This window comes from Janthinobacterium sp. GW823-FHT03B06 (genome assembly GCF_058796955.1).
Window position 1 is genome coordinate 80,870 of record NZ_JBXAJE010000010.1, and the last position, 26,504, is coordinate 107,373.

General features: G+C 63.7%; 28 protein-coding genes. 19 read left to right on the top strand and 9 right to left on the bottom strand.

Annotated features, from left to right (window positions below; genetic code table 11):
* Positions 1-243: 243 nt before the first annotated feature.
* Positions 244-1,461: a maltoporin gene (locus AC1RBA_RS25265; RefSeq protein WP_070218271.1), complete on the bottom strand. Its 1,218-nt coding sequence runs from the start codon at positions 1,459-1,461 to the stop codon at positions 244-246.
* 220 nt (positions 1,462-1,681) lie between these two features.
* Positions 1,682-3,241 (bottom strand): MFS transporter, encoded by a 1,560-nt coding sequence (locus AC1RBA_RS25270; protein WP_492420095.1) that lies wholly within the window; start codon positions 3,239-3,241, stop codon positions 1,682-1,684.
* Positions 3,242-3,348: 107 nt separating this feature from the next.
* Between AC1RBA_RS25270 and AC1RBA_RS25275 the strand changes: the two genes are divergently transcribed.
* The 3 genes from AC1RBA_RS25275 (at position 3,349) to AC1RBA_RS25285 (ending at position 7,442) form a co-directional block, all read left to right on the top strand.
* The gene (locus AC1RBA_RS25275) at positions 3,349-4,275 is read left to right on the top strand and encodes a LysR family transcriptional regulator (protein ID WP_492420097.1); all 927 of its coding nucleotides are present in this window, start codon (positions 3,349-3,351) and stop codon (positions 4,273-4,275) included.
* Positions 4,276-4,587: 312 nt separating this feature from the next.
* Positions 4,588-5,709: a patatin-like phospholipase family protein gene (locus tag AC1RBA_RS25280; RefSeq protein WP_409026680.1), complete on the top strand. Its 1,122-nt coding sequence runs from the start codon at positions 4,588-4,590 to the stop codon at positions 5,707-5,709.
* A gap of 92 nt (positions 5,710-5,801) precedes the next feature.
* The gene (locus AC1RBA_RS25285) at positions 5,802-7,442 is read left to right on the top strand and encodes a methyl-accepting chemotaxis protein (RefSeq protein WP_070311955.1); all 1,641 of its coding nucleotides are present in this window, start codon (positions 5,802-5,804) and stop codon (positions 7,440-7,442) included.
* 91 nt (positions 7,443-7,533) lie between these two features.
* Here the strand turns inward: AC1RBA_RS25285 and AC1RBA_RS25290 are convergent, their stop codons facing one another.
* On the bottom strand, positions 7,534-7,902 hold the full coding sequence (locus tag AC1RBA_RS25290) for a hypothetical protein (RefSeq protein ID WP_070289735.1): 369 nt from the start codon (positions 7,900-7,902) through the stop codon (positions 7,534-7,536).
* 350 nt (positions 7,903-8,252) lie between these two features.
* Here AC1RBA_RS25290 and AC1RBA_RS25295 point away from each other — a divergent pair, with 350 nt between their 5' ends.
* The 7 genes from AC1RBA_RS25295 to AC1RBA_RS25325 all read left to right on the top strand — a co-directional run bounded on the left by AC1RBA_RS25295 (position 8,253) and on the right by AC1RBA_RS25325 (position 13,572).
* Positions 8,253-8,519, top strand: a complete 267-nt coding sequence (locus tag AC1RBA_RS25295; protein WP_162995614.1) for a hypothetical protein — start codon at positions 8,253-8,255, stop codon at positions 8,517-8,519.
* Between the two features lie 484 nt (positions 8,520-9,003).
* Positions 9,004-9,897 carry a creatininase family protein gene (locus tag AC1RBA_RS25300; RefSeq protein WP_492420099.1) on the top strand — a complete coding sequence of 298 codons (894 nt, stop codon included), beginning with the start codon at positions 9,004-9,006 and terminating at the stop codon, positions 9,895-9,897.
* 57 nt (positions 9,898-9,954) lie between these two features.
* Positions 9,955-11,232, top strand: coding sequence for a YncE family protein (locus AC1RBA_RS25305; protein WP_099408714.1), 1,278 nt, complete (start codon positions 9,955-9,957; stop codon positions 11,230-11,232).
* 11 nt (positions 11,233-11,243) lie between these two features.
* Positions 11,244-11,849: a pyridoxamine 5'-phosphate oxidase family protein gene (locus tag AC1RBA_RS25310; protein WP_492420101.1), complete on the top strand. Its 606-nt coding sequence runs from the start codon at positions 11,244-11,246 to the stop codon at positions 11,847-11,849.
* A 71-nt stretch (positions 11,850-11,920) separates the two neighbouring features.
* Positions 11,921-12,292: a VOC family protein gene (locus AC1RBA_RS25315; protein ID WP_218069324.1), complete on the top strand. Its 372-nt coding sequence runs from the start codon at positions 11,921-11,923 to the stop codon at positions 12,290-12,292.
* A gap of 27 nt (positions 12,293-12,319) precedes the next feature.
* Positions 12,320-12,655, top strand: a complete 336-nt coding sequence (locus tag AC1RBA_RS25320; protein ID WP_070312362.1) for a hypothetical protein — start codon at positions 12,320-12,322, stop codon at positions 12,653-12,655.
* 278 nt (positions 12,656-12,933) lie between these two features.
* Positions 12,934-13,572: a phasin family protein gene (locus AC1RBA_RS25325; protein WP_070218260.1), complete on the top strand. Its 639-nt coding sequence runs from the start codon at positions 12,934-12,936 to the stop codon at positions 13,570-13,572.
* Between the two features lie 106 nt (positions 13,573-13,678).
* On the opposite strand, the gene AC1RBA_RS25330 is transcribed toward AC1RBA_RS25325, so the two are convergent.
* Entirely contained in the window at positions 13,679-14,701 is a 1,023-nt protein-coding gene (locus AC1RBA_RS25330; protein ID WP_492420104.1) for an alpha/beta hydrolase, read from the bottom strand.
* 105 nt (positions 14,702-14,806) lie between these two features.
* Positions 14,807-15,697: a LysR family transcriptional regulator ArgP gene (locus AC1RBA_RS25335; protein ID WP_035817600.1), complete on the bottom strand. Its 891-nt coding sequence runs from the start codon at positions 15,695-15,697 to the stop codon at positions 14,807-14,809.
* A 204-nt stretch (positions 15,698-15,901) separates the two neighbouring features.
* On the opposite strand from AC1RBA_RS25335, the gene AC1RBA_RS25340 reads away from it, so the two are divergent.
* Positions 15,902-16,507 carry a LysE/ArgO family amino acid transporter gene (locus AC1RBA_RS25340; RefSeq protein ID WP_070312363.1) on the top strand — a complete coding sequence of 202 codons (606 nt, stop codon included), beginning with the start codon at positions 15,902-15,904 and terminating at the stop codon, positions 16,505-16,507.
* On the opposite strand, the gene AC1RBA_RS25345 is transcribed toward AC1RBA_RS25340, so the two are convergent.
* Positions 16,508-17,938 carry a coniferyl aldehyde dehydrogenase gene (locus AC1RBA_RS25345; protein ID WP_492420106.1) on the bottom strand — a complete coding sequence of 477 codons (1,431 nt, stop codon included), beginning with the start codon at positions 17,936-17,938 and terminating at the stop codon, positions 16,508-16,510.
* A 147-nt stretch (positions 17,939-18,085) separates the two neighbouring features.
* On the opposite strand from AC1RBA_RS25345, the gene trxC reads away from it, so the two are divergent.
* The 5 genes from trxC (at position 18,086) to AC1RBA_RS25370 (ending at position 20,874) form a co-directional block, all read left to right on the top strand.
* A complete protein-coding gene (gene trxC, locus AC1RBA_RS25350; protein ID WP_070218257.1) occupies positions 18,086-18,538 on the top strand; it encodes a thioredoxin TrxC in 453 nt (150 codons plus the stop codon).
* A gap of 69 nt (positions 18,539-18,607) precedes the next feature.
* Complete coding sequence (locus AC1RBA_RS25355; RefSeq protein ID WP_492420201.1) at positions 18,608-19,129, top strand: MarR family winged helix-turn-helix transcriptional regulator; 522 nt, start codon at positions 18,608-18,610, stop codon at positions 19,127-19,129.
* Complete coding sequence (locus AC1RBA_RS25360; RefSeq protein ID WP_492420108.1) at positions 19,126-19,872, top strand: HEAT repeat domain-containing protein; 747 nt, start codon at positions 19,126-19,128, stop codon at positions 19,870-19,872. The genes AC1RBA_RS25355 and AC1RBA_RS25360 overlap by 4 nt, the downstream gene beginning before the upstream one ends.
* Before the next feature lie 17 nt (positions 19,873-19,889).
* Positions 19,890-20,222, top strand: a complete 333-nt coding sequence (locus AC1RBA_RS25365) for a DUF6616 family protein (RefSeq protein WP_492420110.1) — start codon at positions 19,890-19,892, stop codon at positions 20,220-20,222.
* 61 nt (positions 20,223-20,283) lie between these two features.
* Positions 20,284-20,874, top strand: coding sequence for a DUF1287 domain-containing protein (locus AC1RBA_RS25370; RefSeq protein ID WP_492420112.1), 591 nt, complete (start codon positions 20,284-20,286; stop codon positions 20,872-20,874).
* Here AC1RBA_RS25370 and pdxR read toward each other — a convergent pair.
* On the bottom strand, positions 20,843-22,315 hold the full coding sequence (gene pdxR / locus AC1RBA_RS25375) for a MocR-like pyridoxine biosynthesis transcription factor PdxR (protein ID WP_492420114.1): 1,473 nt from the start codon (positions 22,313-22,315) through the stop codon (positions 20,843-20,845). The two genes, AC1RBA_RS25370 and pdxR, sit on opposite strands and share 32 nt — an antisense overlap.
* Before the next feature lie 103 nt (positions 22,316-22,418).
* On the opposite strand from pdxR, the gene AC1RBA_RS25380 reads away from it, so the two are divergent.
* Both AC1RBA_RS25380 and AC1RBA_RS25385 read left to right on the top strand, forming a co-directional pair.
* Positions 22,419-22,859: a carboxymuconolactone decarboxylase family protein gene (locus AC1RBA_RS25380; RefSeq protein WP_121671016.1), complete on the top strand. Its 441-nt coding sequence runs from the start codon at positions 22,419-22,421 to the stop codon at positions 22,857-22,859.
* An 80-nt stretch (positions 22,860-22,939) separates the two neighbouring features.
* Positions 22,940-23,236, top strand: coding sequence for a hypothetical protein (locus tag AC1RBA_RS25385; protein WP_492420116.1), 297 nt, complete (start codon positions 22,940-22,942; stop codon positions 23,234-23,236).
* Between the two features lie 340 nt (positions 23,237-23,576).
* Here AC1RBA_RS25385 and AC1RBA_RS25390 read toward each other — a convergent pair whose 3' ends face one another.
* Entirely contained in the window at positions 23,577-24,752 is a 1,176-nt protein-coding gene (locus tag AC1RBA_RS25390) for a multidrug effflux MFS transporter (protein WP_492420118.1), read from the bottom strand.
* Positions 24,753-24,941: 189 nt separating this feature from the next.
* On the opposite strand from AC1RBA_RS25390, the gene epsC reads away from it, so the two are divergent.
* Positions 24,942-25,880: a serine O-acetyltransferase EpsC gene (gene epsC / locus AC1RBA_RS25395; protein WP_492420120.1), complete on the top strand. Its 939-nt coding sequence runs from the start codon at positions 24,942-24,944 to the stop codon at positions 25,878-25,880.
* Positions 25,881-26,017: 137 nt separating this feature from the next.
* Here epsC and AC1RBA_RS25400 read toward each other — a convergent pair whose 3' ends face one another.
* Positions 26,018-26,497: an META domain-containing protein gene (locus AC1RBA_RS25400; protein WP_492420122.1), complete on the bottom strand. Its 480-nt coding sequence runs from the start codon at positions 26,495-26,497 to the stop codon at positions 26,018-26,020.
* Positions 26,498-26,504: the final 7 nt, after the last annotated feature.

The following is a 26,504-nucleotide window of genomic DNA, read 5'->3' on the forward strand; positions in this document are numbered from 1 at the left end:
CTGATAAATGCCGGAATGATCAGGGGTATGACCTGCGGCGGCGGCGCCCAAAAAAATACGCGGGCAAACCCAGGGGCGCCCGCGCTAAAAGAGGATACTGCTGAATCACTACATTGAAGCTGCCGGCCATCGCGTGCAGCGGCGAAATGGTGGGTCCGGTTACTGCCTGCCCCGAAATGCGGGCGGTGTTGCTGCCACCGGCAAGCGTCCGGGGACGCTTGCCGACGTTCTAGATGCCGGCGATTACCACCAGCTTTCCACCTGGAAGCCCATCGAGCTGCCATTGGTCTTGCCACCGAACACGCCCGTCGACGACAGCGCCGATTCCGCCGCGGCGGCCGACTGGGCTGCCTTGTTCCATTTGGCGTAGGTGTAGAAGGCGCGCAGCACGGGGCGCGACCAGAAGCTGTTGCCGGCCGACAGTTGCGGCGCGAAGGTCAGCTTGGTCAGGTTGCGGCTTTCGCCGCCTTCCGGCTTGACGATGTCGTGGCCCAGTTCCACGGCCAGGCTGTAGTTGTCCGTGAAGTGGTAGACGGGGCGCGCGCCGATCGACGTCCACTTGCTGCTCACGCCTGCCGTTTCCTTGTCTTCGTAGACGAAGGTACCCATGCCCGACCAGGAACCTTTGGGCTGGATCATGATTTGTTCCGTCAGGCGCACGACCTTGTCATCCTTGCTGGCGCCCAGGCTGAAGCCGCCCGTGTTGGCCGCGCTGCCTTTGCCGTACTGCAGTGCCACCTTGTTGAAGCCGCCCAGCAGATTGCCTTGCGTATGCATGATGGTCAGCAAGTGGCCGCTGGCGATGGGGGCTGCGCCTTGCGCGTTGCGTTTCTGGTTGAATTGCAGGCCCAAGGTCAGTTCGCCGTCCGGATTGACCTTGATGCCGGAGAAGCGCAAGTCGTGGGACAGGCCCATGCGCTTGCTGTCGCCGTCGTCGGCCGTGCGCACGATGGCGTAGGCCAGCTTGGCCGCGCCCAGGTCGATGTTTTCCAGGCCGGCGCCAGGGCCGCTGTTATTCCAGAAGTAGTAATCGGTGATGTGCACGTCCTGGCGGTCGTAGTAGCGCTTGCCGACCCAGGCGCGCGCTTCGGCGAAGGCGCCCGTGCCGATCTTGTCCGCCACCACGTTCATTTCGCGCCACGACGGGTCCGATTGTTCCCAGTCCTGGTTCTGGTTCACGGAAAACGCCACCAGGGTATTGATGCGGAAAGTGGTGCCGTTGGCGGCCTTGAAGGCCTCGCCGCCGAATTTCAGCTCGCCGTAGGTTTCGCACTCATTGCCCAGACGATATTTGGACGAGGCGCCGGCCAGGCCGAAACACGCTTCCTTGCCGCCTTCGCTGCTGGTACCGATGCCCGAGCGGATGTAACCGCCGAAGTCGATCGGCAGGGCCGCCTGGGCCGACGCGCTCAAGGCCATGAGCACTGCCGCTGGCAACGCTTTCAAGAAAAATTTGTTCATTGTGTCTCCAGTGTTTTTATAGATGTGGGATCGGCGCGCATGACTTTGCACAACCAAAGCGCTTTAACTATTTTTCAAAGCGCTTTGAGTATAGTTCAAAGCGCTTTGATAAGTAAACTCGTTTTGTTCTTGGCGTTGTTCGGAAACTTTGTGGGTGTTGCGGAGAAACATCAAAGGCGGGCGACGGCGCGTGGGCGCCGCCGTGTATGGCAGGAGGAGATCAGGAGGGAGTGTCGCAGGCGGGCAGGGTGGTCGAGTCCGTTGCGGCAAGGGCAGGATGCCGCAGGAAGACCAGAATCAGCAGGGCCGAGGTCGTCGTAATGCTGGCCAGCACATACAGCAAGTGGCGGAAGGCCGTGCCGTACGCTTGCGCCAGTTCGGCGGCGCCAGCCTGCGGCAGCAGGGTGGCCGCATGGCGCAGCTCGCCCAGCGCCAGGAAGGAGCCCGCGTGCGCCGCCTGTTCCGCGCCGATGCCGGCAAGGTCGGCGTGGCCCAGCGCCGCGACAGTAAACGTGCCCAGCAGCGCGCTGACGATGGCCAGCGCCAGGCCTTCGCCCGCCACCCTCGTCGTGTTAAAGATGCCGGCCGCCATGCCGGCCCGCTCGACGGGCACGACGCTGATGGCCAGGCCATCCATCAAGCCCCAGGGCAGGCTGATGCCGCAGCCGATCAGCAGCAGTGGCCCCAGCAAGCTGGTGGGCGACTGGCCTGGCGCGCAGGTCGACAGCCACAGCAAGCCGCCCGCCGCCAGCAGCAGGCCGCTGGCGCAGATGTGCGCGGCGGCAAGGCGTTGCGCCGCCAGGCCGGCCAGGACCGGCAGCACCAGCATGGGCGCGGACAGGGCGATCATCATGCGTCCCGCCTCCAGCGGGCTGTAGCCTTCGATGCCGATGAAGCGGGCCGGCAGCAATACGAGCAGCACGACGAAGGAAAACGCGGGCGCGGCGGCCAGCAATTGCACGCCGGCAAAGGCGGGCAGGCGGAACAGGGTCAAGTCCAGCATGGGCCGCGCGGCGCGCCGCTCCACGCGGATGAACGCGGCCAGCAGCAAGGCCGCGCCACCGAGCAGCGCCAGGCTGGCGGCGCTGGCCCAGCCTTTGTGCGGCGCCTGCAGCAAGCCATAGGTAAACAGGGAGAGCGCACCCGTAAACGTCAGGGCGCCGGGCCAATCGACGCCTTGCGCCTGCGGGTCGCGCGATTCGCGCATGGCGCGCGCGGCGGCCAGCAGGGCGGCCAGGCCGGCCACGGCCGTGACGATGAAGATGGCGCGCCAGCCCGTGTGCGTGATCAAGGTGCCGGCCAGGAAGGGGCCGAAGGCCAGGCCCGCGCCGAAGGCCGTGCCGATCAGGCTGAAGGCGCGCGCGCGGGCCGGGCCGTCGAATTCCTGAGCCAGGGCCGCCAGTCCACTCGACAGGGCCATGGCGCAGCCCAGGCCCTGGACGGCGCGCAGCACGTCGAGCCACAGGATGGCGGGCGCGGCCGCCAAGGCCAGCGCGGCGGCGGAAAACACAGCCATGCCCAGCAAGAACACGCGCTTGCGGCCATAACGGTCGGCCAGCGCGCCGGCCACCATCAGGCAGCCGCCAAAGCTGAGCATGAAGGCATTTGTGATCCAGGCCAGCGCCAGCGGCGTGCCGCGCAGGTCGGCGGCGATGGCGGGAATGGCGATAGCCGGCCCCGTAAAACTGAGCGGCATGCACAGCGCAGCGAGGCAGACGGCGGCCAGCACGAAGGCGCGCCGGGACGCGGAGGCAGGCTGCATGCGGTGATTCGTATCCATGGGAATGATTCCAGAAAGAGGGAATTCGATGATAATATGGATGCAATCCATGAGAAAGTGGCTGAAAATCCACTCATAACGGACAAATATTCCCTAATTGAGGTCGCATGGATAATTTGAACGGCATTGCCGCCTTCGTGCGCGCGGCGGAAACTTCCAGTTATGTGGCGGCCGGGCGGCTGCTCGGCGTGTCGGCTTCGGCCGTGGGCAAGAGCGTGGCGCGGCTGGAAGAAAAGCTGGGCGTGCGCCTGCTCAACCGCAGCACGCGGCGCATCAGCCTGAGCAACGAGGGCGCGCTGTTTTACGAGCGCTGCCAGCGCATCCTGGCCGACCTCGGCGATGCCGAGGCGGAACTGTCGCACCTGGCCGAGGCGCCGCGCGGCAAGCTGCGCGTCAGCCTGCCCGTGATCGGCTACCGCATCATCCTGCCCCTGCTGGCCGACTTTACGCGCCAGTACCCGGAGATCGAGCTCGACCTCGATTTCAACGACCGCCTGGTCGACGTGGTGGCCGAGGGCGTCGACGTGGCCGTGCGCAGCGGAACGCTCACGGATTCGCGGCTGATGGCGCGCGAACTGGGGCCGTTTGCCTTTGCCATCGTCGGTTCTCCCGCGTACTTCGCCCGCCATGGCGTGCCGGCCACGCCGCGTGCGCTGGAAGGGCACGCCTGCGTGCGCTATAAATTCCCCACCACGGGCAAGTTGCAGGAATGGGCGCTGCAGCGCGCCGAGGGCGACAGCGGCGGCGAGCTGCGCTTGCCGACCGCCTTGACCTGCAACAATATCGAAGCCTTGATCGGCGCCGCCACGCAGGGCGTGGGCCTCGCCTATTTACCCGACTTTATCGTGCGCGACGCCATCGCACGCGGTGAACTGCAAGCCGTGCTGGCCGACAGCTTGCTGTACTCGAGCAAGTTCTGGGTGCTGTGGCCGTCGAGCCGCCACCTGTCGCCCAAAATCCGTGTCTTTGTTGACCATCTGTGTACCCACCTGCATTTTTCCGCGTCCCCTCCCGACCCTGCATCCATCGCCTGATACCCCTGGCCCCCGCGCTGGCGGCGGGTTGGGGAATATTCCTACCCCAAAGCGATTAATCCTAATCCGCTAAATTTATATTTGCTGCGCCGCATCAAGCAATGCCGCACAACATCAGCTTATGCCCTTCCTGAATACCAGTCATACGTTATTGAAATTGCCATAAGGAATTTATTTATGTTAATTTCATATCTGTTTCTGCAACATTGCATCGCTTCGGCGGTTGCCGGGACATGTGCAGGATTAGGCGCCATAAGCGTGTAGTAACCAACAATTAAGGGGTGACTGCCCCGTTCCGTTCAGGGAGTGTGCATGAAGACAGTGATGACGACGCCGCCGGATCCGGCGCCAGCCGCGACCGCGAAACCGGCCCGCAAAACGGGTTTGCTGCTGGGTGGCGGTGCACCAAATTCCACCCTGATCGCCGGCGCGCTGGCCGCTTTCCTCGATGAGGGCATCGAGTTCGACGTCATTTCCGCGTCCGGCGCGGGAGTGCTGATGGGTTTGCTTTACACGACGCCGCACGAGGCCACGCCGCGCCAGGCCTTGCAAAGCTGGGCCGACACGGGCGTGGCCGACAGCATCTACAAGATGATCCCGATCAACTACAAGGTATTCCAGAAGCCGGGCATGCACGCGAGCACCTTCCGCGACGCTTTCCAGCCGCCGGCCAACAATCCTTTTTTTCAGGCGTTCCAGCAAACGTTTGCGGGCGTGCCCACGGCCTGGTCGGACTGGGGCAAGCTGATGGTGTCGTCGCTGTCGCCATCGGACCTGTCCGCGAAAAGCCTGGGCCTGTGCGCGCATTTGCCCTTCCTCGAAAAAGCCGTCGATTTCTCGGGCGTGGCGCGCATGCGCCCCGATTTCTACATCAATGCCTACAACCTCAGCGAGCACCGCATGCAAATCTGGGGCAAGCACGAGATCGAGCCCATCCACGTGCGCGCCGCGCTGTCGTTTCCCTTCCTGTATGCGCCGACGACCATCGACGGCGACGATTACATCGAAGGCGCGGCCCTCGACACGCTCAATTTCGACCCGTTTATCGAAGGCAAGGGCGAGCACCATGACGCCGACACCCTGGTCATCCTCGACATCCTCGGCGACGAGCGCCTGTTGCGCAAGCCGCGCAACCTGTACGACGCCTGGGTGCGCTCCATCATCACGCCGCTGGTGAAAATTTCCAAGAGCGAGCTGCGCCTGTTTGAGCTCGAGCACAACACGGATGCGCGCACGGGCCAGCCCAAGCGGCGTCTGCTGAAGCTCGACTTGATGGGCGGCATCCCGGAACAGCACTGGCCCGACACCCTGGACTGGTCCAGCTCGAACATGCAGCTGCTGTTCGACGTGGGCCACAAGGCGGGCCTGGCGTTTTGCCGCCAGCACGGCGACTTGCTGCGCCGCACGCCTGACGCAGCTCCGCTGGCGGCCTAAGCCCGCGCCGTCTGCCACCGGTCCCGGCCACCTGATCGGCAGCTACTCATCCCGCCTGGCCTTGCCAGGCCACCTTTTTACTGTGAAACACCATGAATATCACCAAGCAACTCATTCTGACCCTCACCATCGCCTTGCTGGCCCTGCTATTGCTGGGCGCCGGCGGCGCCATCCAGCTGCAGCGCGCCCAGGAACGTTTCGACACCGTGCAAAACCGCATCATTCCCAGCATTCAGGGCTTGAATGCGGCCAAGGGTTTCCTGGCCGATTCGCGCCTGGCCGGCTATCGCCTGTCCGTGTTCTCGAATCTGGCCGACAAGACGGCGCTGGACAAGGCCGTGGCCGACGCCAACACGAATTTCGACAAGGTCATCGCCACCTACCGCGCCGAGCGCCTGTACGATGCGACGGACAGCAAGATGCTCGACGCCGACCAGGCCGCCATGGAAGCGTACCGCCGCGCGCTCGTGCCATTCTTTGCCGCCGCCTACGCGGGCGACATGGATGGCGTGCGCGCCACCTTGCTGGCCGGCACGCCGCTGGCCATCACGGCCGCCGCCGCGAAAAAGAGCATGGATGACCATATCGCCTACAACAACAAGCTGGTCGACGATGTCAAAGCGGAAAGCCTGGCCGCCTACGACACGGCGTTCAACACCATGCTGGCCGTGCTGGGCGTAGCCGTGCTGCTGACGGGCGCGCTGGCCTGGCATATCTACCGCACCATCAGTGGCGGCCTGGGCAATATCGAACATACGCTGGAGCGGGTCAGCGCCTCGCTGGACCTGTCCGCGGCCATGCCCGTCGAGCGCATGGATGAAGTGGGCCGCACGGCCACCGCCTTCAACAAGTTTCTGGAGCGTATCGTCGGCGTGATCGCCACCGTGCGCGCCTCGGCCGATACGGTCAGCGTGGCGGCCGCGCAGATTTCCGCCGGCAATGCGGACTTGTCCGTGCGCACGGAGCAGCAGGCGTCGTCGCTGGAAGAAACGGCCTCCAGCCTGGAAGAGCTGACCTCGGCCGTGCGCCAGAATACGGACAATGCGCGCCAGGCGAACTCGCTGGCCGTGTCCGCCTCGGACGTGGCCCGCAAGGGCGGCGCCGTGGTGGCGCAAGTGGTCGGTACGATGGGCTCGATCAATGAATCGGCGAAGAAGATCGCCGACATTATCGGCGTGATCGACGGCATTGCCTTCCAAACCAATATTTTGGCGCTGAATGCGGCCGTCGAGGCGGCCCGCGCGGGCGAGCAGGGCCGTGGCTTCGCCGTGGTGGCAACGGAAGTGCGCAACCTGGCGCAGCGTTCGGCAGCGGCCGCCAAGGAAATCAAGGGCTTGATCGAGGATTCCGTGGATAAAGTCAACACGGGCAGCGCGCTGGTCGACCAGGCGGGCGCGACAATGGAAGAAATCGTCGCCAGCATCCGCCGCGTGACGGACATCATGGGCGACATCGCCAACGCCAGCCACGAGCAAAGCGCCGGCATCGAGCAAGTGAACCAGGCCATTTCGCAAATGGACCAGGTCACCCAGCAAAACGCGGCCCTGGTGGAAGAGGCGGCCGCCGCCGCATCCTCGCTGCAGGACCGCGCCGTCGAACTGGTCGATGTGGTGGCCGTATTCCGCCTGCGCGGCGATGCCAAGGAAAAATCATTGAAGGTGGCGGGCGGCTTGCCGGCTCCCGCAACGGCCCCGCGCCGCGCTGCGCAACCGGCGCGCCGCATGCTGGGATGAACTCGGGCATGCCGTATGTCAAAGCAGGTGCTGGAAGGCTTCCACACCTGCTTTGACGCATCGACGCCATATTCCCAAGTAAACGTTTTTTCTATTTATTAATCAATAATATAAATGGGATTTTGAAAAAGCTGGAAATGGCCTCGCCAAACGGTTTGGAGGGAAATTCAACGATGTTCCTCCCTGTTTTTTGACGAATCTGGTTCGCCAAATCGTGAATATCGCTGGCCTCATTTCCATGCAGGCGTCTGCCGTTTACTCCCCCCATCATGCCCGCAGAATGGATGGTTTCGAGGTCGTCTATATATGCCTGTCGTTGGACGTTGTTCATGTAGAGCGTCTGCTTATAGATTGATGACTTTGCAGCTTGTTCGTTTTCCGCATCCCAATCGAAGTCAACAAAGGCCAGAGCGGAGCAGAAGGTCAGATAAATAAGGAAAGCAGTTGATATTCTTTTCATTGAGAGGATGGTTTTAATCAGATTCAATCTGAAGATAAGGAAGGAATGCCATCAACGATAGCAAATTTTCCACATGGAAACATCACACATTGTCACATTCGCGTAAGCGCCAGGGTGCAAGCTTGGGTTATTCAAGCTGATGTGGAAATAAATATGGTGCCATGCCAAAGTTTCAGATATCGGTATCGCATTACGGTTGGCGGACCATTTTTTGAAAAACAGCTAACAGGCATGTTATATTATATAAGTTGCCTCTTGGAAATTTTATCCTCGGCCACGTTATATCAATTAACCACTTTTCTTTTCGGCCGCCGATGACCTGCCCAGTGTGTAATGCCCAAAATTCAGCCATGAGTGCACGTTGCCTCGAATGTGGAACCATCCTTATACAGGAAGCAATTGCCCGTCCTGAAGCGTTGCAACAAACCGTGGACAATCTGGATCGGCGCATGTACATCGGCTACGGCGGCTTGGCAGGTTTCGTCGTTGGCATGGGCAGTTGGATGGTTATTTCTCAGGATGAGGCAGAGGTCAAAGGCTGGCTTTTGATCTCGGTCATGACGGGCGCCGCACTGGGCCGTTTTATTGCATGGCGCAGGCGCAATACGCTTGAGTAAATTCGAGCGAACTACCTGCGGCTGTTCTTGACGGGTAGCGGCGATGTCGTGAAACGTAATAAGCAAACGTAATAAGCAAACGTAAGAAGCAAACGGCTTGTCGGCAATTTCTAAGTAATCCTCGGGAAATTAGTGTGAATTTATGACGAACAGAACCGGATGCTATGCAAGGCGCTCGCTGCGACGCAGTGCGGGCACTGCTAGCAGTGAGCAACGCCGCAGAGCGCCGGTTATGGCAGTCAGAAATCACAATAATTTATTGGGGGTTACTTAGCGCGTCGGCATGGCCTTCCTGATCAGACACGGCGTTCGCTGTTCATGCGGACGACGCTGCGCCATTCGCTGCCCCAAGTCAATTCCTCGCAAACTGCCGCGTCAAATTAACGTGCCCTTCCTGTCATGATGGAATACAATTCCTGCGTGGCAGCCAGCTTGCCTGGCAAGGCCGGGCACGGCGCCTTTGACCTCGGAAAGATGTTGGCTTATGACTCTGCAGTTCCCCCAGCGAACGGCGCCGTGTGCGCCATCCACGCTCCGTATTTCACGCAAGCCCCTTGTTTCCCTGTTCGCCCTGACGCTGTCGTCTCTGCTGGGCACGGCGCCCGTCATGGCGGCCGCGCCTGCCAGCAGCAGCGTCATGCTGGAAGAACTGACCAGCACGGAGTTGCGCAGCCGTATCGACCACGGCGCCACCACCGTGCTCGTGCCGATCGGCGGCGTCGAGCAGAGCGGGCCGTATATTGCGCTGGGCAAGCACAATGTGCGCGCCGGCTTGCTGGCGCGCCAGATCGCACAGCAGCTGGGTAACACCGTCGTCGCCCCCGTCGTTTCCTACGTGCCGGAAGGCGCGATTTCGCCGCCGGCCGGCCATATGCGCTTTGCCGGCACGATTTCGATACCGCCGGCCGCCTTCGAGGCCGTTCTGGAAGGGGCCGCCGCCAGCCTGCGTCAGCATGGCTTCCGCGACATCATTTTCCTTGGCGATCACGGTGGTTACCAGAAGAACGAGCAAAACGTGGCGAATAAACTCAACCGCGCCTGGGGCAAGACACCTGCGGGCAAGGAAGCGCGCGCCTACGCCTTGCTCGATTACTATGACATCACGCAATCGGCCTATATTGCCGAACTGCAGAAGCGCGGCCACAGCAGCGCCGAGATCGGCCTGCATGCGGGCTTGGCGGACGCGGCCTTGATGCTGGCGACGGACCCGTCGCTCGTGCGCAGCGAGGCCATGGCGCACGGACCGAAGCCCGGCGTGGCGGACGGCGTGCGCGGCGACGCGACGCGGGCAACAAAGGAGCTGGGCCAGATCGGTATCAAGCTGCAGGTGGACACCTCGGTGGCCGCCATCAAGCAATTGCTGCAACGAAATAAGTAAATCTTCCGCTGGAAGTGCTGAACTTCCGGCTTTTGCAACGAAACGACGCGAAAAAACATGAAAAAATCTCAACGACGCACCATCGTCACCTTGTCCGCCCTGGCTGCCGCACTGGCCGGCCTGGGCGTGGCCAGCCAGGTCATCGGCGCCAGCACGCCGGCCCCGGCCGCTGTCGCCGCGGCGCCGGCGGCAACCTATTCGCCGCTGCCGGGCATGCCGCCGCTGGTGGACCCGAAAAACGTGTACGGCAGCATCGCCAGCAGCAATATGAGCCCCGTCGTCAAGGATCACTTGCGCCGCGTCTATGTGCCGAACCTGCGCTCGAACGACGTCTACGTGATCGACCAGGACAGCCTGAAAGTGGTCGACAAGTTCAAGGTCGGCAGCGGCCCGCAGCACGTGGTGCCGTCGTGGGACTTGCGCACACTGTGGGTGGCGAACAATGCCGAGCGCACGGACAAGGGCAGCCTGACGCCGGTTGACCCCTTGACGGGCAAGCCGGGCAAGGAAGTGCCCGTCGATGATCCCTACAATATGTATTTCACGCCGGACGGCAAGTCGGCCATCGTCGTGGCCGAAGCGCGCCACCGTCTCGATTTCCGCGATCCGAAAACCATGGCGGTGCAGTATTCGATCGATACGCCCCAGTGCGGCGGCATCAACCATGCGGATTTTTCGAACGATGGCCGCTACGCCATGTTCACCTGCGAATTCGACGGCACCATCGCCAAGATCGACCTGGTGGGCCGCAAGGTCGACGGTTACCTGAAATTGCAGATGCCGGCCAAGCGCTTTGCCGAGTCCGGCCCCGTGGGCGGCCCCGCGAATGAAATCTGCAGCGTCAAGAAAGGCATGCCGCAAGACATACGCATCTCGCCGGACGGCAAGAAATTCTTTATCGCCGACATGGACGCCGACGGCGTGCACATCGTCGATGGCGCCACCCTGAAGGAAATCGGCTTCATCCAGACGGGCGTGGGTGCGCACGGCCTGTACCCGAGCCGCGATGGTAAAAAGCTGTACGTGGCCAACCGCGGCACGCACCGCATCCACGGCAAGCCGAAGGGTAAGGGCAGCGTCAGCGTGATCGATTTCGCCACGGAAAAAGTCGTGTCGAACTGGCCGATTCCCGGCGGCGGCAGCCCCGACATGGGCAATGTGAGCGCCGACGGCAAGTATCTGTGGCTGTCCGGCCGTTTCGACGACGTGGTGTACCGCATCGATACGAACAGCGGCGACGTGTCCAAAGTGAAAGTCGGCCAGGAACCGCACGGTCTGACCGTCTGGCCGCAGCCGGGCCGCTATTCGCTGGGCCATACGGGCAATCTGCGCTAAGCGGGGGGCGCATGGAAATCGATTCGCTGGAGCAACTGCGCGCGCATTATCCGCCCGCGCAGGGGCGGGCGCTGAGCAAGCAGCTCGACCACCTCGACCCGCATTGCATCGCCTTCATCGGGCTGTCGCCGTTCGCCGTGCTGGCCACGGGCGGGGCTGGCGGCCAGCTCGACGCCTCGCCGCGCGGCGGCGCGCCCGGTTTCGTGCACGTGCTCGATGCCCATACTCTGCTGCTGCCCGATGCCAAGGGCAATAACCGCCTGGACAGTTTCAGCAATATTGCCGAGACGGGCAGGGCGGGACTGCTGTTCATGATTCCCGGCGTCGATGAAACCTTGCGCGTGAATGGCGAGGCCAGCCTCAGCGACGATGCGGCGCTGCTGGCATATTTTGCCGGCGAGCGCAACCCGCCGCGCCTGCTCATGCGCCTGCGCGTGGCCGAAGCTTATCTGCACTGCGCCAAGGCCCTGATGCGTGCGCGCCTGTGGGATAGCACGGCCCAGGTCGAACGCTCCGTCTTGCCGACGATGGGCCGGATGATCGGGGACCAGACGGGAAGTATTGGCCCGCTGGAAACACAGGAGCAGATGCTTGCCCGCTACGCGCAGGATTTGTAGCTTTGCTTGCTTAAAAGGCAATGCTGGCGCATACTGCGCTTCCTTTTCCACTACCTGCAAGGAGCGCCATCATGATTCTTGATCACATTGGTTTGACTGTCAGCGATGCACAGGCCAGCAAGGCTTTCTTTTCCGCCGCCCTGGCGCCTCTGGGCGTCTCGGTGGTGATGGAAGAGCAGGGCTGGGTTGGCATGGGCAAGGATGGCAAGCCCGATTTCTGGTTCGGCGTGGGCGGCGCGGCGCATGCCGGCATGCATCTCGCCTTCGCGGCCGACAACCGCGCCCAGGTGGACGCGTTCTACAAGGCCGCGCTGGACGCGGGCGGCAAAGATAATGGCGCGCCCGGCATCCGCGCCATCTATCACCCGAATTACTATGGCGCTTTCGTGCTGGGGCCCGATGGCCACAATGTCGAAGCCGTCTGCCACCGTCCCGAGCCTTGATGCCGGGCATTCCCTGAAGAGAGCAGCATGAAGCACAGCGCCACCTTGTTTGCCGATGATGCCGGCCGCTATGCCTACGTCAAAGCGGGTTTCTCCTGGCCGGCCCTGTTCCTGGGCTCGTTCTGGGCCGTCGCCAAGCGCCGCTGGTGGCTGGTGCTGCTCATGTTGGCAATGGATGCGTGCCTGTGGTTTGGCAGCCATCTCGCCACCGAAATGCGCATCGGCCCGATGATGCTGCTGATGGCCGGCGCGGAACTCAGTTACCTGCTGGCGCGCGGCTGGTACGGCAACCGCTGGCTGGAAGCGTCGCTGCGCAGCCATGGCTACAAGCCCGTCGTGCCGGGCACGGGCGCCGCTGGCTGAGCTTGCCTGACACAGATTTCCCTTTCCGTTACTGACGTTTGCCAAGAGCAAGCCGTCCAGCCCAAACTTTTTGCGCAGCCTAGCGCACCTTTGATCCAGATCATGCCTCACCTGCGGTGCTCACGTAGCCTTGGGACTCGCGTTGCAAAGCATCTTCCCACCAATCGGATATGTTTTTTCGCGTTCGTGGCGTAGCCCGGCTGTCTGTCTCACCGTTCGACAGCCGGTGGTATCGCCATCTGTTTATGTCCACCCAACCGCTATTAATGAGGAACTCCATGTATCCATATTCCCGTAGTGTTACCCCCGCCGCCAAAAATCACCTGGAAGCGCAGCTGGCTTTCTTCAATGGCCTGTCGAAGTCGCTGTTTCAATCGATGCAGCATTTCAGTGACCTGAACATGCAACTGGCGCAAGGCTTGCTGGAAGAAAGCACGGTCACCAGCCAGAACCTGTTGACGGTCGAGCGCGCCGAAGATGTATTCCAGGTGGCCGCCGCCTCGGGCCAGCCAGCCGCCGAGCAACTGCGCAAGTATCAGCAACAGGTGTCGCGCCTGGCTGCCGATACGCAGGTCGAACTGGCCAATGTGGCAGAGCGTCATGTGAATGAAACGAGCCGTACCGCCAAGGCACTGGCTGAAGAAGTGGCCCGCACCGCTTCGGAAGAAACGGAGAAAAACGTGCGCAAGCAGCAGGAAGCGATGCAGCGCATGGCCGAACCGTTCCAGGCCTATCAGCAAAACGGCGCTAACCGCGACCAGCAGCGCGGTGCGCAAAGCCGTGACGGTCAAAGCCTGCAAAGCGCCAGCCACCAGGGCAGCCAGCAGTCGTCAGGCAGCGAAAGCTCGGCCAGCGGCAGCGCATCGCAAGCGGGCTCCGCTCAAAGCAAGAGCAGCAGCGCCAGCCGTAAAGAGTAAGTACGAAGCTGCTTGCAGCTGAGCCGCATCGCGAGGGCCGAGCCTTGCTATGCGGCCAGCCGGCACGCGGCATTGTGCGTATTGGTTTGGGCAGAGCGCCCGTCCTTCACGGGGCGGGCGTTTTGTCGTATGCGTGCAGCTCCGGGGCTGACGTGCCTGAGCCAGGTGAGCGGGGCGGCAAGGCTGGCCCTGCCGGCGAGCCGGTATCTGACGCGACTGCGGGCAAGACCGCTGACGAGACCGCGTTGCCGGCGCCACTGTTCGCATCGATGAAGGCGCTGACGGCGTCCAGCGTGGGCGCCAGCCTGCGCAACGGGGCGGCCAGCGTGGCGACCAGGGTGGCGTGGCCCACATGGTCGAAATAGGTTTCCGTCACGGACCGGTGCAGCGCGCGCAAGGCGTTGGCCAGGCCGCCTGTGTTGCGTTGTGGATCGACCAGCTTGTCCTTGCCGGGCTTTGGAGCGATCAGCAGGGCGGGCGGGGCGTCGGCCGTCACGTGATGGATGGGCTGCGAAGCGGCGGGCGTGTCCGGGTAAAAGAACACGGGCCGGGTGATGGTGTTTTCGATCGGCAAGAAATCATAAGGGCCGGCCAGGCCTATCCAGCCCCGCAAGTCGTGCGGACGCATGCCATGGCGCGCCAGCAGGCTGGCGTCGAGCGCCAGCATGGCCGCATTGTAGGCGCCGGCGCTATGGCCCATGACAAACAAACGCGTCGGGTCGCCGCCATGGCGGCTCGATTCCATCGCGGCCCAGGCCACGGCGCGGGCCGCATCCTGCAATATCTCGGGGTAGTGCACGTCCGGATACAGCCGGTAGTCGGCGATCACGGCCAGGTAGCCGCGCGCCGCGAGCGCGTGGCCGACGAAGGCATAGTCGGCGCGCTCGCCCGTCGTCCAGTTGCCGCCATAAAAGAACACGACCACGGGCACGGGTCCCGTGCGGGTCTTGGGCGCGTACACATCGAGTTTCTGCCGTGGCAGGGGGCCGTAGGCCAGGCCGCGCGTCACGCGCGACGTGCTGCCGGATGACAAGGCATTGATGGCGGTCAAGGGCGAGCAGGCAGCCAGGCCGGCAGCGAGCGGGATGGCCGCCAGCAAACCGAGCAGGGTGGTGCGCAGGATCGTCATGCGGGCTCCCGATGGTGATGGTGGATGCTTGCAGTGTAGGCCAGGCTGGGCAGGGTGCACACGGGGAAGTTGCTGTTTGGTATAGATAAATGTTGCATGCGTCAATCAATCCTGTAACAGCCATTTGCGCGCCGTGGCGATGACGGCGTCCGACAGGGTGCGCGTGAGGGGGGTCTGGATATCCCAGGCATGCCAGGTCAGGGGCACGTCGAGCGCCTGCCCGGCCGCCACGTCGACCAGCCTGCCGGCGGCCAGCGCCGTTTCCGCCTGCAGCAAGGGCACCATGCCATAAGCATAGCCCGCTTCGATGAAGCGTACGAAGTCGCGCGCCGAACCGAGCACATGGTGCGGATAGCGGCCCGTGTAGCCGAGGCGGTGCTGCAGGTAGCGCTCGTGCAGCGCATCCTTGCTGCCAAAGGTGATGGCGGGCGCCTGGCTGACGGCTTCCACCGTAAAACCATGGGGAAACCACTGCTGCGCGAATGCGGGGGACGCCACGCACAGATAGCGCATGCCGCCCAGCGGCGTGGCCGTGGTGCCCGCCACCAGGTCGTTGGCGCTGGTGACGCAGGCAAACACGCGTCCTTCGCGCAGCTGGCTCAAGGTATGGTCCTGGTCGTCGAGGCGGATATCGAGCAGGCAGGACGGCGGCGACAGCAGCGGCCCCAGCGCTTCCGGTATCCACGTGGCGGCGCTGTCGGCATTGACGGCGATGGCCAACGCCGGCAATTGCGTCGTGGGGCCGGGCTGGGCGTCGAGCGCCGCTTCGAGCAGCTTGACTTGCCGGTAGTGGGCGATCAGGCGCTGGCCCGCTTCCGTCGGCAGGGGCGGGTGGCTGCGGATGATCAATAACGTGCCTTCCAGGTTTTCCAGGGTGCGGATGCGCTGCGACACGGCCGGCTGGCTGATCGCCAGCGCCTGCGCGGCCTTTTCAAAGCTGCCCAGGCCGATCACGGCGTCGAGGGCTGCCAATCCACGGTAATCGACGACGCGCATAAGTTTCTCTTATATATGGTTAGAATCATTCATTATACTTATATTTACTTTTTCTTTACACTGTTGAAATAGGGTAACAACTCCACTCTCCCGCGCGGTCCCCCAGGTTCCGCACCACCCTCCACCTACCTCTGATGACTTTGCCGTTGCCGGCAGAGCGTGGGCGGCCGTGCGCGTGATGGAAAGCAATGGAAAGGAATCGATATGGACAGCGCAATTTTCTTGAAAGGCATGGGGCTCGGCGCGAGCCTGATCGTGGCCATCGGCACGCAAAACGCCTTCTTGCTCAAGCAGGGCTTGAAGCGTCACTACGTGCTCACCTGCATTCTTGTATGTTTGCTGTGCGACGCCATCCTGATCACGGCCGGCGTGGCGGGCATGGGCACCTTCATTGCCGACAACCCTAATTTCCTGCTGTGGGCCAAGGCGGGCGGCGCCACCTTCCTGATCGCCTACGGCTTGCGCGCGGCCAAGTCGGCCTGGCGCCCGACGGCCATGACGGTATCGGCCGCCAAGGCGCCCGAAGGCTATTGGGCCGTGATCGGCGCGGCGCTGGCGTTCAGCCTGCTGAACCCGCACGCCTTCCTCGATACGGTGATCCTGCTTGGCTCGATCGGCGGCCAGCATGAAGGCGTGGGACGCTTTTACTTCGCCGGCGGCGCCATCATGGCTTCGGCCCTGTGGTTCTTCCTGCTGGGCTTTGGCGCCCGCTACCTGGCGCCCGTGTTTGCCAAGCCCATGGCATGGCGCGTGCTCGACGGCATCATCGCCCTCGTCATGTGGGCCATCGCCGCCTCGCTGTTCCTGTAATCAGCGGGTCAGGAAGTTCAATACACGGCTGGCCAGCTTGCCGTAAGGCGGCCGCAGCAGCGTCAAAGGGCTGTAGCGCGCCTGGTAGAACACGGGCCGCAGCTTGCTGAAAGTGTGAAAACCTTCGACGCCGTGGTAGTGGCCCATGCCGGACTCGCCCACGCCGCCGAAGGGCAGATCATGCTGGCCCACGTGGAACAGCGCGTCGTTGACGGACACGCCGCCCGACATTACCGTGTCGATCAGCATCTGCACGGTCTGCTTGTCGTTGCTGAACGGATAGATGGCCAGCGGGCGCGGCCCGCCGTTGATGCTGGCGACTACGGTCTCCAGCTTCGCATAGCCGCGCAGGGGCAGGATGGGGCCGAAGATTTCCCGCGTCAGCAGCAGGCAATCTGCGGGCGCGTCGAGCACGATGTGCGGCGCGATCTTGCGCGTGGCCCGGTCGTACGCTGGCCCCGGCAGCAGCGAAATCACTTGCGCGCCCCGTTCCCGCGCTTCATCCAGGGCCTGCAGCAGGCGCTCAAAGGCGGCCTCGTCGATGATGGAGGTGTAGTCGGGCGTATCGAGCCGCGGGTAGCGCGTGGGCACGATCCGGCGCGCATGCTCGACGAAGGCGGCGATGCTGGCTTCGGGCAGCCAGGCGTGGTCGACGCTGGTGCAGATTTGCCCCGCATTCAGGTACTTGACGAACAGGATGCGTTCGGCAGCCGTGCGCACGTCGAAATCGGCGCAGACGATGGCCGGCGCCTTGCCGCCCAACTCCAGCGTGACGGGGCACAGATTGCGTGCGGCCGCCGCCATGACGGCCCGGCCCGTCTGGCCGGAACCCGTAAATAGCAGATGGTCGAACGGCAGTTGCGAAAACGCCATGCCCACGCCGCCCGTTTCGTCAACAAACTGCAGCTTTTCCGGCGGGAAATAGGCGGGCATGGTCTCCATCAGCAGCCGCGCCAGGTGGCGCGAGTTCTCGCTCATCTTGACCATGGCGCGGTTGCCGGCGGCAAAGATGTAGGTCAGGGGCACCAGACTCAGGTTGACGGGGAAATTCCACGGCACGATGACGCCTACCACGCCCAAGGGCTGGGGCAGCACGCGGTTGCGGGCGCCCGGAAAATTGCGCCAGTCCACGCTGCGGCGCTGCGGTGTCATCCACTTTTTCAACTTTTTCAGTACGTGATCGATGCCGTCGATGGCGGGGAATATCTCCGCCAGCAAGGTTTCGTGGTGGGAGCGGTTGCCATAATCGGCGCTGATCGCCGCGCACAGCGCTTGTTTGTGGTCGCGCAGGTAGCGCTGCAGGGTTTGCAGGTCGCGCTTGCGCTCGGCCAGGGTCGGCGCGGGGTGGGCCAGACAGGCGGCGCGCTGCAAGGCCAGGGCGGCAGCGAGTTCGGCGTGCTTCAGTTCCATGTTGTTTGCGACATCAGGCATGTTGCTCCTTGGCCGGCCGGGCAATACGCGCGCCGTTCCAGCGCACTATAGGCGAGTATTGGCAAATGTGCCGCCAGCGAGCCGACGCTGCCGCACGATACCCCGTAAAATGTCCGTCAACTTGACGCTACGCTTTCCAGGAATGCCATGACATCGACCACGCCAGACTCCCTGCACATCGTGTGCCCCCATTGCGACGCCGTCAACCGCCTGCCGGCGGCCCGGCTCACGGAACAGCCCACGTGCGGCAAGTGCCAGAAGGAGCTATTCACGGGCCAGCCCGTGGACCTGGCCAGCGCCCGTTTCCTCAAGCATATCGAACGCAGCGACATTCCCGTGCTGGTGGACTTCTGGGCGCCATGGTGCGGCCCGTGCCGCAGCATGGCGCCATTCTATGTGCAAGCCGCCAGGACCCTGGAACCGGCGTTTCGCGTCGTCAAGGTGAATACGGAAGCGTCGCCGGACCTGGGCAGCCGTTTCAATATCCGCAGCATTCCCACCCTGGCCCTGTTTTTGCGCGGCGTGGAAGTGGCGCGCCAGCCCGGTGCCATCGATGCCAACGCCATCATCGCGTGGGCGAGGGACAAGGCGCGTTTCTAGGCACGAGGGAAAGCCGTTCAGGTTTCCATTTGACATTTAGTATGGCGCCATATTATATTGCGCCATATGATAAAACTCGAACAGAAATACACGGCCTTGCTCGGTGACGTGCAGCGCCGCACGCTTGGCCCCGACATGCCGGCATCCGTCGGACGCCTGCGCCTGTGTTTTGAAGTGCTGGGCCTGGCGTCCGCCATCGATGGCGATTGCGCCACGCGCCTGGGCCGGTATAGCCTGTCGGAAGGCAAGTTTGTGCTGCTGGCCCTGCTGCGCGACGTGCCCGAGGGGCTCTCGCCGCACGCACTGGCCGAGCGGGCCGGCGTGACGCGCGGCACCATCACGGGCTTGCTCGACGGCCTGGAGCGCGACGGTTTCCTGGCGCGCCACGCGGACCAGGTCGACCGGCGCAAGCTGCTGGTGCGCCTCAGTGCCAAGGGAGCAGCGGCGGCTGCCACCCTGGTCGATGAGCACGCGCAATGGATCGCCAGCCTGTTTGCCGATTTCACGCCGGAAGAAATGCAATTATTGAGTGGACTATTGGAAAAAGCCTGGCGCAAGACGGATAAGGGTGAAATGCAGGGTGCTGCATGAGCCGTGGCGTCGCCGACATCGCGCCCGCGCGCCTGGCCCTGCTGAACCAGGGAACGGTGGCCAGCGCCACCCTGACGGAAGGGCTGGCCATCGATTTTGCCCAGCTGCTGGCTGCAGCCGTGCCCGCTATCGGTGTGGCCCGCCTGGAGCGGATGCGCGCGCAGGCCGCCGCCGGCATCACCGGGCGCATGGCGCTGGCGGCGCAATTGCTGCTCGATGCCGGCACCGACCTGGCGATGCTGCAAGCGCACCCGTCCGACACGGTGCGGGGCTGGGCCTGCTTTGCCATCGCCGCCCAAGCGGGCTTGACCTTGCCGCAGCAGCTGGCCGCCATGCGGCCGCTGGCCGACGATGGCCATTTCGGCGTGCGCGAATGGGCCTGGCTGGCGCTGCGGCCCCGGCTGGCCGCGCATTTGCTGGATGCCATCGCACTGCTGGCGCCGTGGACGGCGGACCCGTCGGAAAGAGTGCGCCGCTTTGCCTGCGAAGCGCTGCGCCCGCGCGGTGTGTGGTGCACGCATATCGCCCGGCTAAAGGAAGAGCCGCAGCTGGCCTTGCCCCTGCTGCAAGCCTTGCGCGCCGACCCGGCCGTCTACGTGCAGGATTCCGTGGCCAACTGGCTCAACGATGCGGCCAAGAGCCAGCCGGACTGGGTGCGCAGCCTGTGTGCGCAATGGCTGCTGGACAGCCCCGCTGCCGCCACGGCACGCATCTGCAAGCGGGCACAGCGTTCACTTACTTGATTCTTTGGGGGACAAACATGCATTACCTGTTAGAACTGTATAGCCCGAAACCGGCCTGGCTGGCCCTCGACGGCGCCGCGCGCCAGGCGTATTTCGCCACAGTGGGCGCTGGCATGGCCGCCTTGTCGGGCAGCGGCGCCGAAGCGCTGGCCATGGGCGCCATCGACGGCGGCAAGCTGCATGCGGCTGCCCAGCAATTCTATGCCGTCTGGCGCTTCCCGGACGAGGCGGCGCTCGATGCCTTGCTGGCCGGCATCGCCGCCACGGGCTGGCATGATTATTTCGACACCGTCAATGCGGCGGGTCCGGCCGTGGATTTTCCTGGCCACCTGGCGCAGCTGGCCGCCTAGCGTCCGCCATTTTCCTTGCCGCTGCGGTAAAGTTGGCATTTCCATCTGATCACCGACGTTGATGCCAATCAAAGTGTTCTCCCTCCTGATGCTTGCCCTGGCGCCCATGCTGGCGTCGGCAGCCCCTGCCACCCCGCAAGCGCTCGTCGCCGCCGCCCGCAGCCAGGTGGGCGTGACCGTGCAGTACGACCCGCGCTACGAACGCCTCGCCTATCCGGGCGGCGACGTGCCGCTCGAGCGGGGCGTGTGCACGGACGTGGTCGTGCGTGCCTACCGTAAACTTGGGCAGGATTTGCAGGTGCTCGTGCACGAAGACATGCGCAAGGCGTGGCAGGTGTACCAGCAGCAGGGACGCTGGCAGATGAAGGGGCCGGACCGCAATATCGATCACCGGCGCGTGCCGAACCTGGGGACCTACTTTGCCCGCCACGGCACCAGCCTGCCGCCAAGCAAAGAAGCGAACGCTTACCGCGCGGGCGACATCGTCACCTGGCGCCTGCCGCGCAACCTGACCCACATCGGCATCGTCAGCGACAAGCAGTCGTGGGGCGGCGTGCCGCTGATCATCCACAACATCGGCGAGGGCGCGCGCGAGGAAAATATTTTATTCAGCTATCCGATTACGGGGCACTATCGTTGGCAACCCCGCTGAGGGGCAGGGGCACCATCTCTTGCAGGATCGCCAGCACCCTGGCCAGCGCCGTGTCGATATCGAGCTTGTCGATGGCGCCATAGCCGAGAAACAGGCCTTCATGGCGGGCGGGGCCGTGATAAAAGCTGTCCAGCGCATACAGGCTGACATCGGCCAGGCGCGCGCGGCGCAGCAATTCGGCGATATCGAGCGGCGCCTGCGCCAGCGCCGCCACGTGGAAGCCGGCGCTGGCCGGCACCAAGCGGAACCATGGGGCCAAGGGGCCGTTGAACCAGTGCTGCAGCCGCTCGCGCCGCCCCGCATAGATGTCGTGGCAGCGGCGGATATGGCGCAGCAAATGGCCATCGCCGATGAACTTGGCCAGCGCATGCTGGCCCAGGCTGGCCGTATGGCAATCGCTCAGGTATTTCACCGTCTGCATGGCGGCCACGATGGCTTGCGGCAGCACGACATAGCCCAGGCGCAATTCCGGCAGCATGATCTTGGAAAAGCTGCCCACGTGGGCGACGATGCCGTAGCGGTCCATGCTTTGCAGCGCATCCTCGGGCCGGCCCTCGTAGCGGAAAGCGCTGTCGTAATCGTCCTCAATGATGATGGCGCCCAGCTGCTGCGCCCGTTCCAGCAAGGCATGGCGGCGCGCCATGCTCATCGGCATGCCGAGCGGAAATTGATGGGCGGGCGTGACATAGATCAGCCGCGTGCCGTCCGGGATTTGCGCGACGATGATCCCATCCTCGTCCACTTCGACGCCCACCACGCGCGCGCCCTGGCTGGCGAACACGGCGCGCGCCACAGGGTAGCCGGGTTCTTCCACGGCAACCGTGTCGCCCGGCTCGAGCAGGGTCAGCGCGAGCAGGTGCAAGGCTTGCTGCGCGCCGCTGGTGACGAGCACTTGCTCCTCGGTGCAATGGATGCCGCGGCTGAAGGCGGCATGGCCGGCGATCGCCGCGCGCAAGGCGGGCAAGCCTTCCACTGGGCCATAGCGGCCGCGCGCCTGGCCGCCCTGGCGCAGTGCATGCAGCATGCAGGCGCGCCATTCATCCTGCGGGAAATGCGCGGGCGTGGCACGTCCGCCGATGAAGGCGTAGCGTGCCGGCGTTTCCTGGCTGGCGCGGCGCAGGGGCGTGGGTGTCGCTTCCCAGCGGGCGATGCGCTGCGCGCTGGCCAGCGGCGCGCTCGCATGGCGGCGCTGCGGCGAGGCATGCGGCGTCTGCACGAAGCTGCCCACGCCCACTTTGCCGACCAGCAGCTTTTCATAGCCGAGCTTTTCATATACGTCGGACACCGTCTTGCGCGACAGGCCCAGCTGGCTGGCCAGCAGGCGCGAGGGCGGCAATTGCTGCCCATCCGTCAGCCGGCCCGAGCGGATCGCTTCGCTGAGCTGGCGGTACAGCTGGCCGCCCAGGTCGCGCGTGCCGTCGATCAGGATATGTAATTCCATGGAGTATCTGTTGGTGGTCTGCTGTTTTTCGGGGGGATTGGCCTGCCGCGCGTACTTCCTGCGCTTCTACAATGATGCATCTCTCATTATCAAGGAATGCATCATGACACAGCAACGACTCGATTTCACGCAAGCCTCGCCCGACGCCGTCAAGGCCATGTATGCGCTGGAAGCGGCCATCGCCAAACTGGGCGTGGAACATTCGCTGCTCGAGCTGATCCGCCTGCGCGCGTCGCAAATCAATGGCTGCGCCTTTTGCGTGGACATGCACACGAGCGACGCGCGCAAGGCGGGCGAAACGGAGCGCCGCCTGTATGCCGTCTCCGTCTGGCGCGAAACGCCGTTTTTCACGCCGCGCGAGCGGGCCGTGCTGGCCTGGACGGAGGCGCTGACCCTGCTGCCGCAAAATCATGCGTCCGACGAAGACTATGCGGCGCTGGCGCAGCAATTGACGTCGGCGGAAATGGTCAACGTGACCCTGGCCATCGGCTCCATCAATACCTGGAACCGCCTGGCCGTGGGCTTTCGCAAGATGCCTGAATAAGCTCTTTGTTCGTTCGCGAACAGACGATAGGCTGGTCCCTGTGTAGGCTGGCAGGACGATTGATCAGCCAGGGAGCAGCCATGCAAGTACATATCGGGGAAGGCGCCGAAAAGACGCCGCAGCAGGAGGAAGAGGCGCGCCGCGAATTCATCGCCGAACTGTGGCGGCGCTTCGAAGCCTTGCAGGAATGGGCCGTCAGCCACTGGCCCGACCAGCAGCACCCCTTGAGTTCCGCCGACTTCGTCGAGACGCGCAAGGAAATCTTGAGCTTGCGTTCGTCGGCTGGTTCCTTGAACCAGCCATCGCTGAACAATGAAGCGGAACCGGAGCAGGGCGGGGCGCAATATGTTGACGTCACCCCTGCGCCGTGGCCGTAACCGTGGCTGTATCTTGGCCGTAGGTCGGATTAGCGCTTGCGCGTAATCCGACGTCACTCGCCAACAATGTTGTCGGATTACGCGCTTTGCGCTAATCCGACCTACGCTTCTGCCTTCCCTTGCGCAAACACCCAGCAAACCAAACTCACCAGCAGTCCCGCCATCACGCCATACGCCAGGTTCAGGGCGCTGTCGAATAGCAGCGGCGCCACCAGTCCCGACACCAGCGCGAACAGGCCGTAGGTCGGCTTCGGTCGTAGGTCGGATTAGCGCTTGCGCGTAATCCGACGTCACCCGCCAACAATGTTGTCGGATTACGGCCCTCAGTGCCTAATCCGACCTACGCTTCTGCTTTACCCTGCGCAAACACCCAGCAAACCAAACTCACCAGCAGCCCCGCCATCACGCCATACGCCAGGTTCAGCGCGCTGTCGAACAGCAGCGGCGCCACCAGGCCAGACACCAGCGCGAACAGCAGCATCTGGATGAACGATTGCATCGACGACGCCAGGCCGCTGTTGTTGGGGAAGTGGTTCAGGGCGATCAGGGTCATCGGCGGCATGGCGATCGACAGGGCGAACGAGTAGAAGAACAGCGGCAGCACGGCCCACGGCACTTCGGCGGCAAAGAAGTAGTTATAGCCGATGTTGGCCAGCGCGGCGATCAGCATCAAGATGAAGCCGGCCCAGATCATCTGGCGCTGGCTGTAGCGGTGGGCGATTTTCGCCGACAGGGCCGAACCGAACACCATGCCGCTGATCAGGGGAATGAACAGCCAGGCGAAGGCCGTTTCCGGCAAATGCAGGATGTTGATGATGAAGTAGGCGGCCGAACCGATGTACAGGGCGAAGCCGCCAAAGGCGGCGCCGATGGCCGTCGACAGCAGCAGGAACTGGCGGTGGCACAGCACTTTCCAGTAATTGACGGCGATGTCGCCCAGGTGGAAGGCGTGGCGCTGCTCCTTCGGCAGGCTTTCCGGCAGCGCGCGCCAGACGACGACGAACATCAGCACGCCGAAGGCCGTGAGGAACCAGAAAATCGCCCGCCAGCCCAGGCTGACCTGCAGCCAGCCGCCCAGCACGGGCGCGATGGCCGGCGCCAGTGCGAACACCATCATGATGTGCGAGAGGATTTTCTGCGCGGCGGCGCCGGAATAGCGGTCTTGCACGATGGCGCGGCCGATCACGGAACCGGCGCCCGCCGAGAGGCCCTGCAGCACGCGCCAGGCCAGCAGCCAGCCCAGCGACGGCGCCAGCGCGGCGCCCACGGAAGCGATCACATACAGCACCAGCGAGACGAGGATCACGGGACGGCGGCCGAAGGAATCGGACAGGGTGCCGTAAAACAGCATCATGAAGGCGAACGTGAACAGGAAAAAGCTCAGGGTCTGCTGCACCAGCAGGGGGCTGGCATTGAAATCTTGCGTGATGGCGGGGAACGACGGCAGATAGGTGTCAATTGCAAGCGGTCCGACCATCGCCAGGCCCGCCAAAATCCAGGTTAATAATTTAGTCATGTGGAAGAGTGTTTTTGTTAGTCCGTCATTTTACGCTAGCGGCGGGAATCGGGTCCGGCGCCGCGGCGGTTTGCCATCCATATGCGTTTTTCGCATATGAAACCTTGGAATTCTTCGTTTGCACCGCTTGCCGTCACCGTTAAGCTGGGGCGACCCGGCTTGTTGGCCGCTTTTTGGAAGTGATACGCCATGCACAGTATTTATCCCGCGGCGCCCGCCGACGACACGGCCCAGTGGAACCTGGGACCCGTGATCCAGGCCCTGCGCAGCTCGCGCGAAGACAAGCACAAGATCCGCCATAACGGCAGGGTGCGTGAACTGCCGTCGCGCGAAGCGCTCACCACCATCGTCAACGGCCTGTCGGCGGCCCTGTTCCCCACGCATTACGGGCGGCCCAACCTGACCGATGAAAGCATCGACTATTTTGTCGGCGACACGCTGAACACCACCCTGAACCGGCTCAGCGAGCAGGTGCGGCGCGGCTTGCTATTTTCCATACCAGCTGGCGATGAACAGAACGGCGCCAGCGACGACGCAGCGCTGGCGCAGCAGGCGCGCGACATCACGCGCGCGTTCGCCGCCAGCCTGCCCGACATCCGCGCCCTGCTGGTGTCGGACGTGCAGGCCGCCTACGCGGGCGACCCGGCCGCCACCTCGGTGGCCGAGATCATGCTGTGCTATCCGGGCACCATCGCCATTCTGTACCACCGCCTGGCCCACCAGCTGCACGCGCTCGGCGCGCCTTTCCTGGCGCGCCTGATCGCCGACATCGCGCACACCTTGACGGGCATCGACATCCACCCGGGCGCGCGCATCGGCGCATCGTTCTTCATCGACCATGGCACGGGCGTGGTGATCGGCGAGACGGCCATCATCGGCCAGCGCGTGCGCCTGTACCAGGCCGTCACCCTGGGCGCCAAGCGTTTTCCCGCCGATGCTTCCGGCGCGCTGATCAAGGGAACGCCGCGTCACCCCATCGTCGAGGACGACGTGGTCATCTACGCGGGCGCGACCGTGCTGGGGCGCATCACCATCGGCGCGGGATCGACTATCGGGGGGAATGTGTGGCTGACGCAGAGCGTGCCGCCTGAGAGTAACGTATCGCAGGCGCAGATGCGCAACGATTGAAGAGTGGCCGAGAAAACGTCCATGGCGGCGTTACAGCGCCTGGCCGTACTAGCGTACTGCCTGCGGCGCTGCGCCTTGCCCTGAACGTTTTTCGGGCACTCTTCAAGCCGGGCGTGGCGCCTGGCTTTGCAAAAACCTTACTTCACCGTCAGCGCTTCATAGCGGGCCACGGGCACGCCATCCTTCAGCAGCAGCAATTCCTGGTCCGCGTAACGGTAGCCATTGACTTCGCCCAGGGTGGTCAGGAGTTCGCGTTCGAGGTCCATGTCCTGCGGCTGGCACATCATCATGGTGCCGGCCAGCTGCCCGAAGGACAGGGTGCTGACGCCATCGCTGGTGTAGCCGCCCATCATCTGGTTGCAGCCGCTATGGCCGCTGGCGCGGCCTTCGGCCAACTGCAGGGTCACTTCGCGCTGTTCAGGCGCCTTGCGCACCACTTGCTTGCCCTTCAATTCCTTCAGCTTCCACTGCGTGCCCGTCAGCTTCGGCGCCGGCTTGGCGGGCGAGGTGGCGCCTGGCGCGGCGGCGGCCGCATCGCTGCGCACGGGCGTTTGGGCGCAGCCGGCCGTGATGGCGACGATGGCGGCGAGGGGAATCAGTCTGGCGATCTTGAACATGGCATTT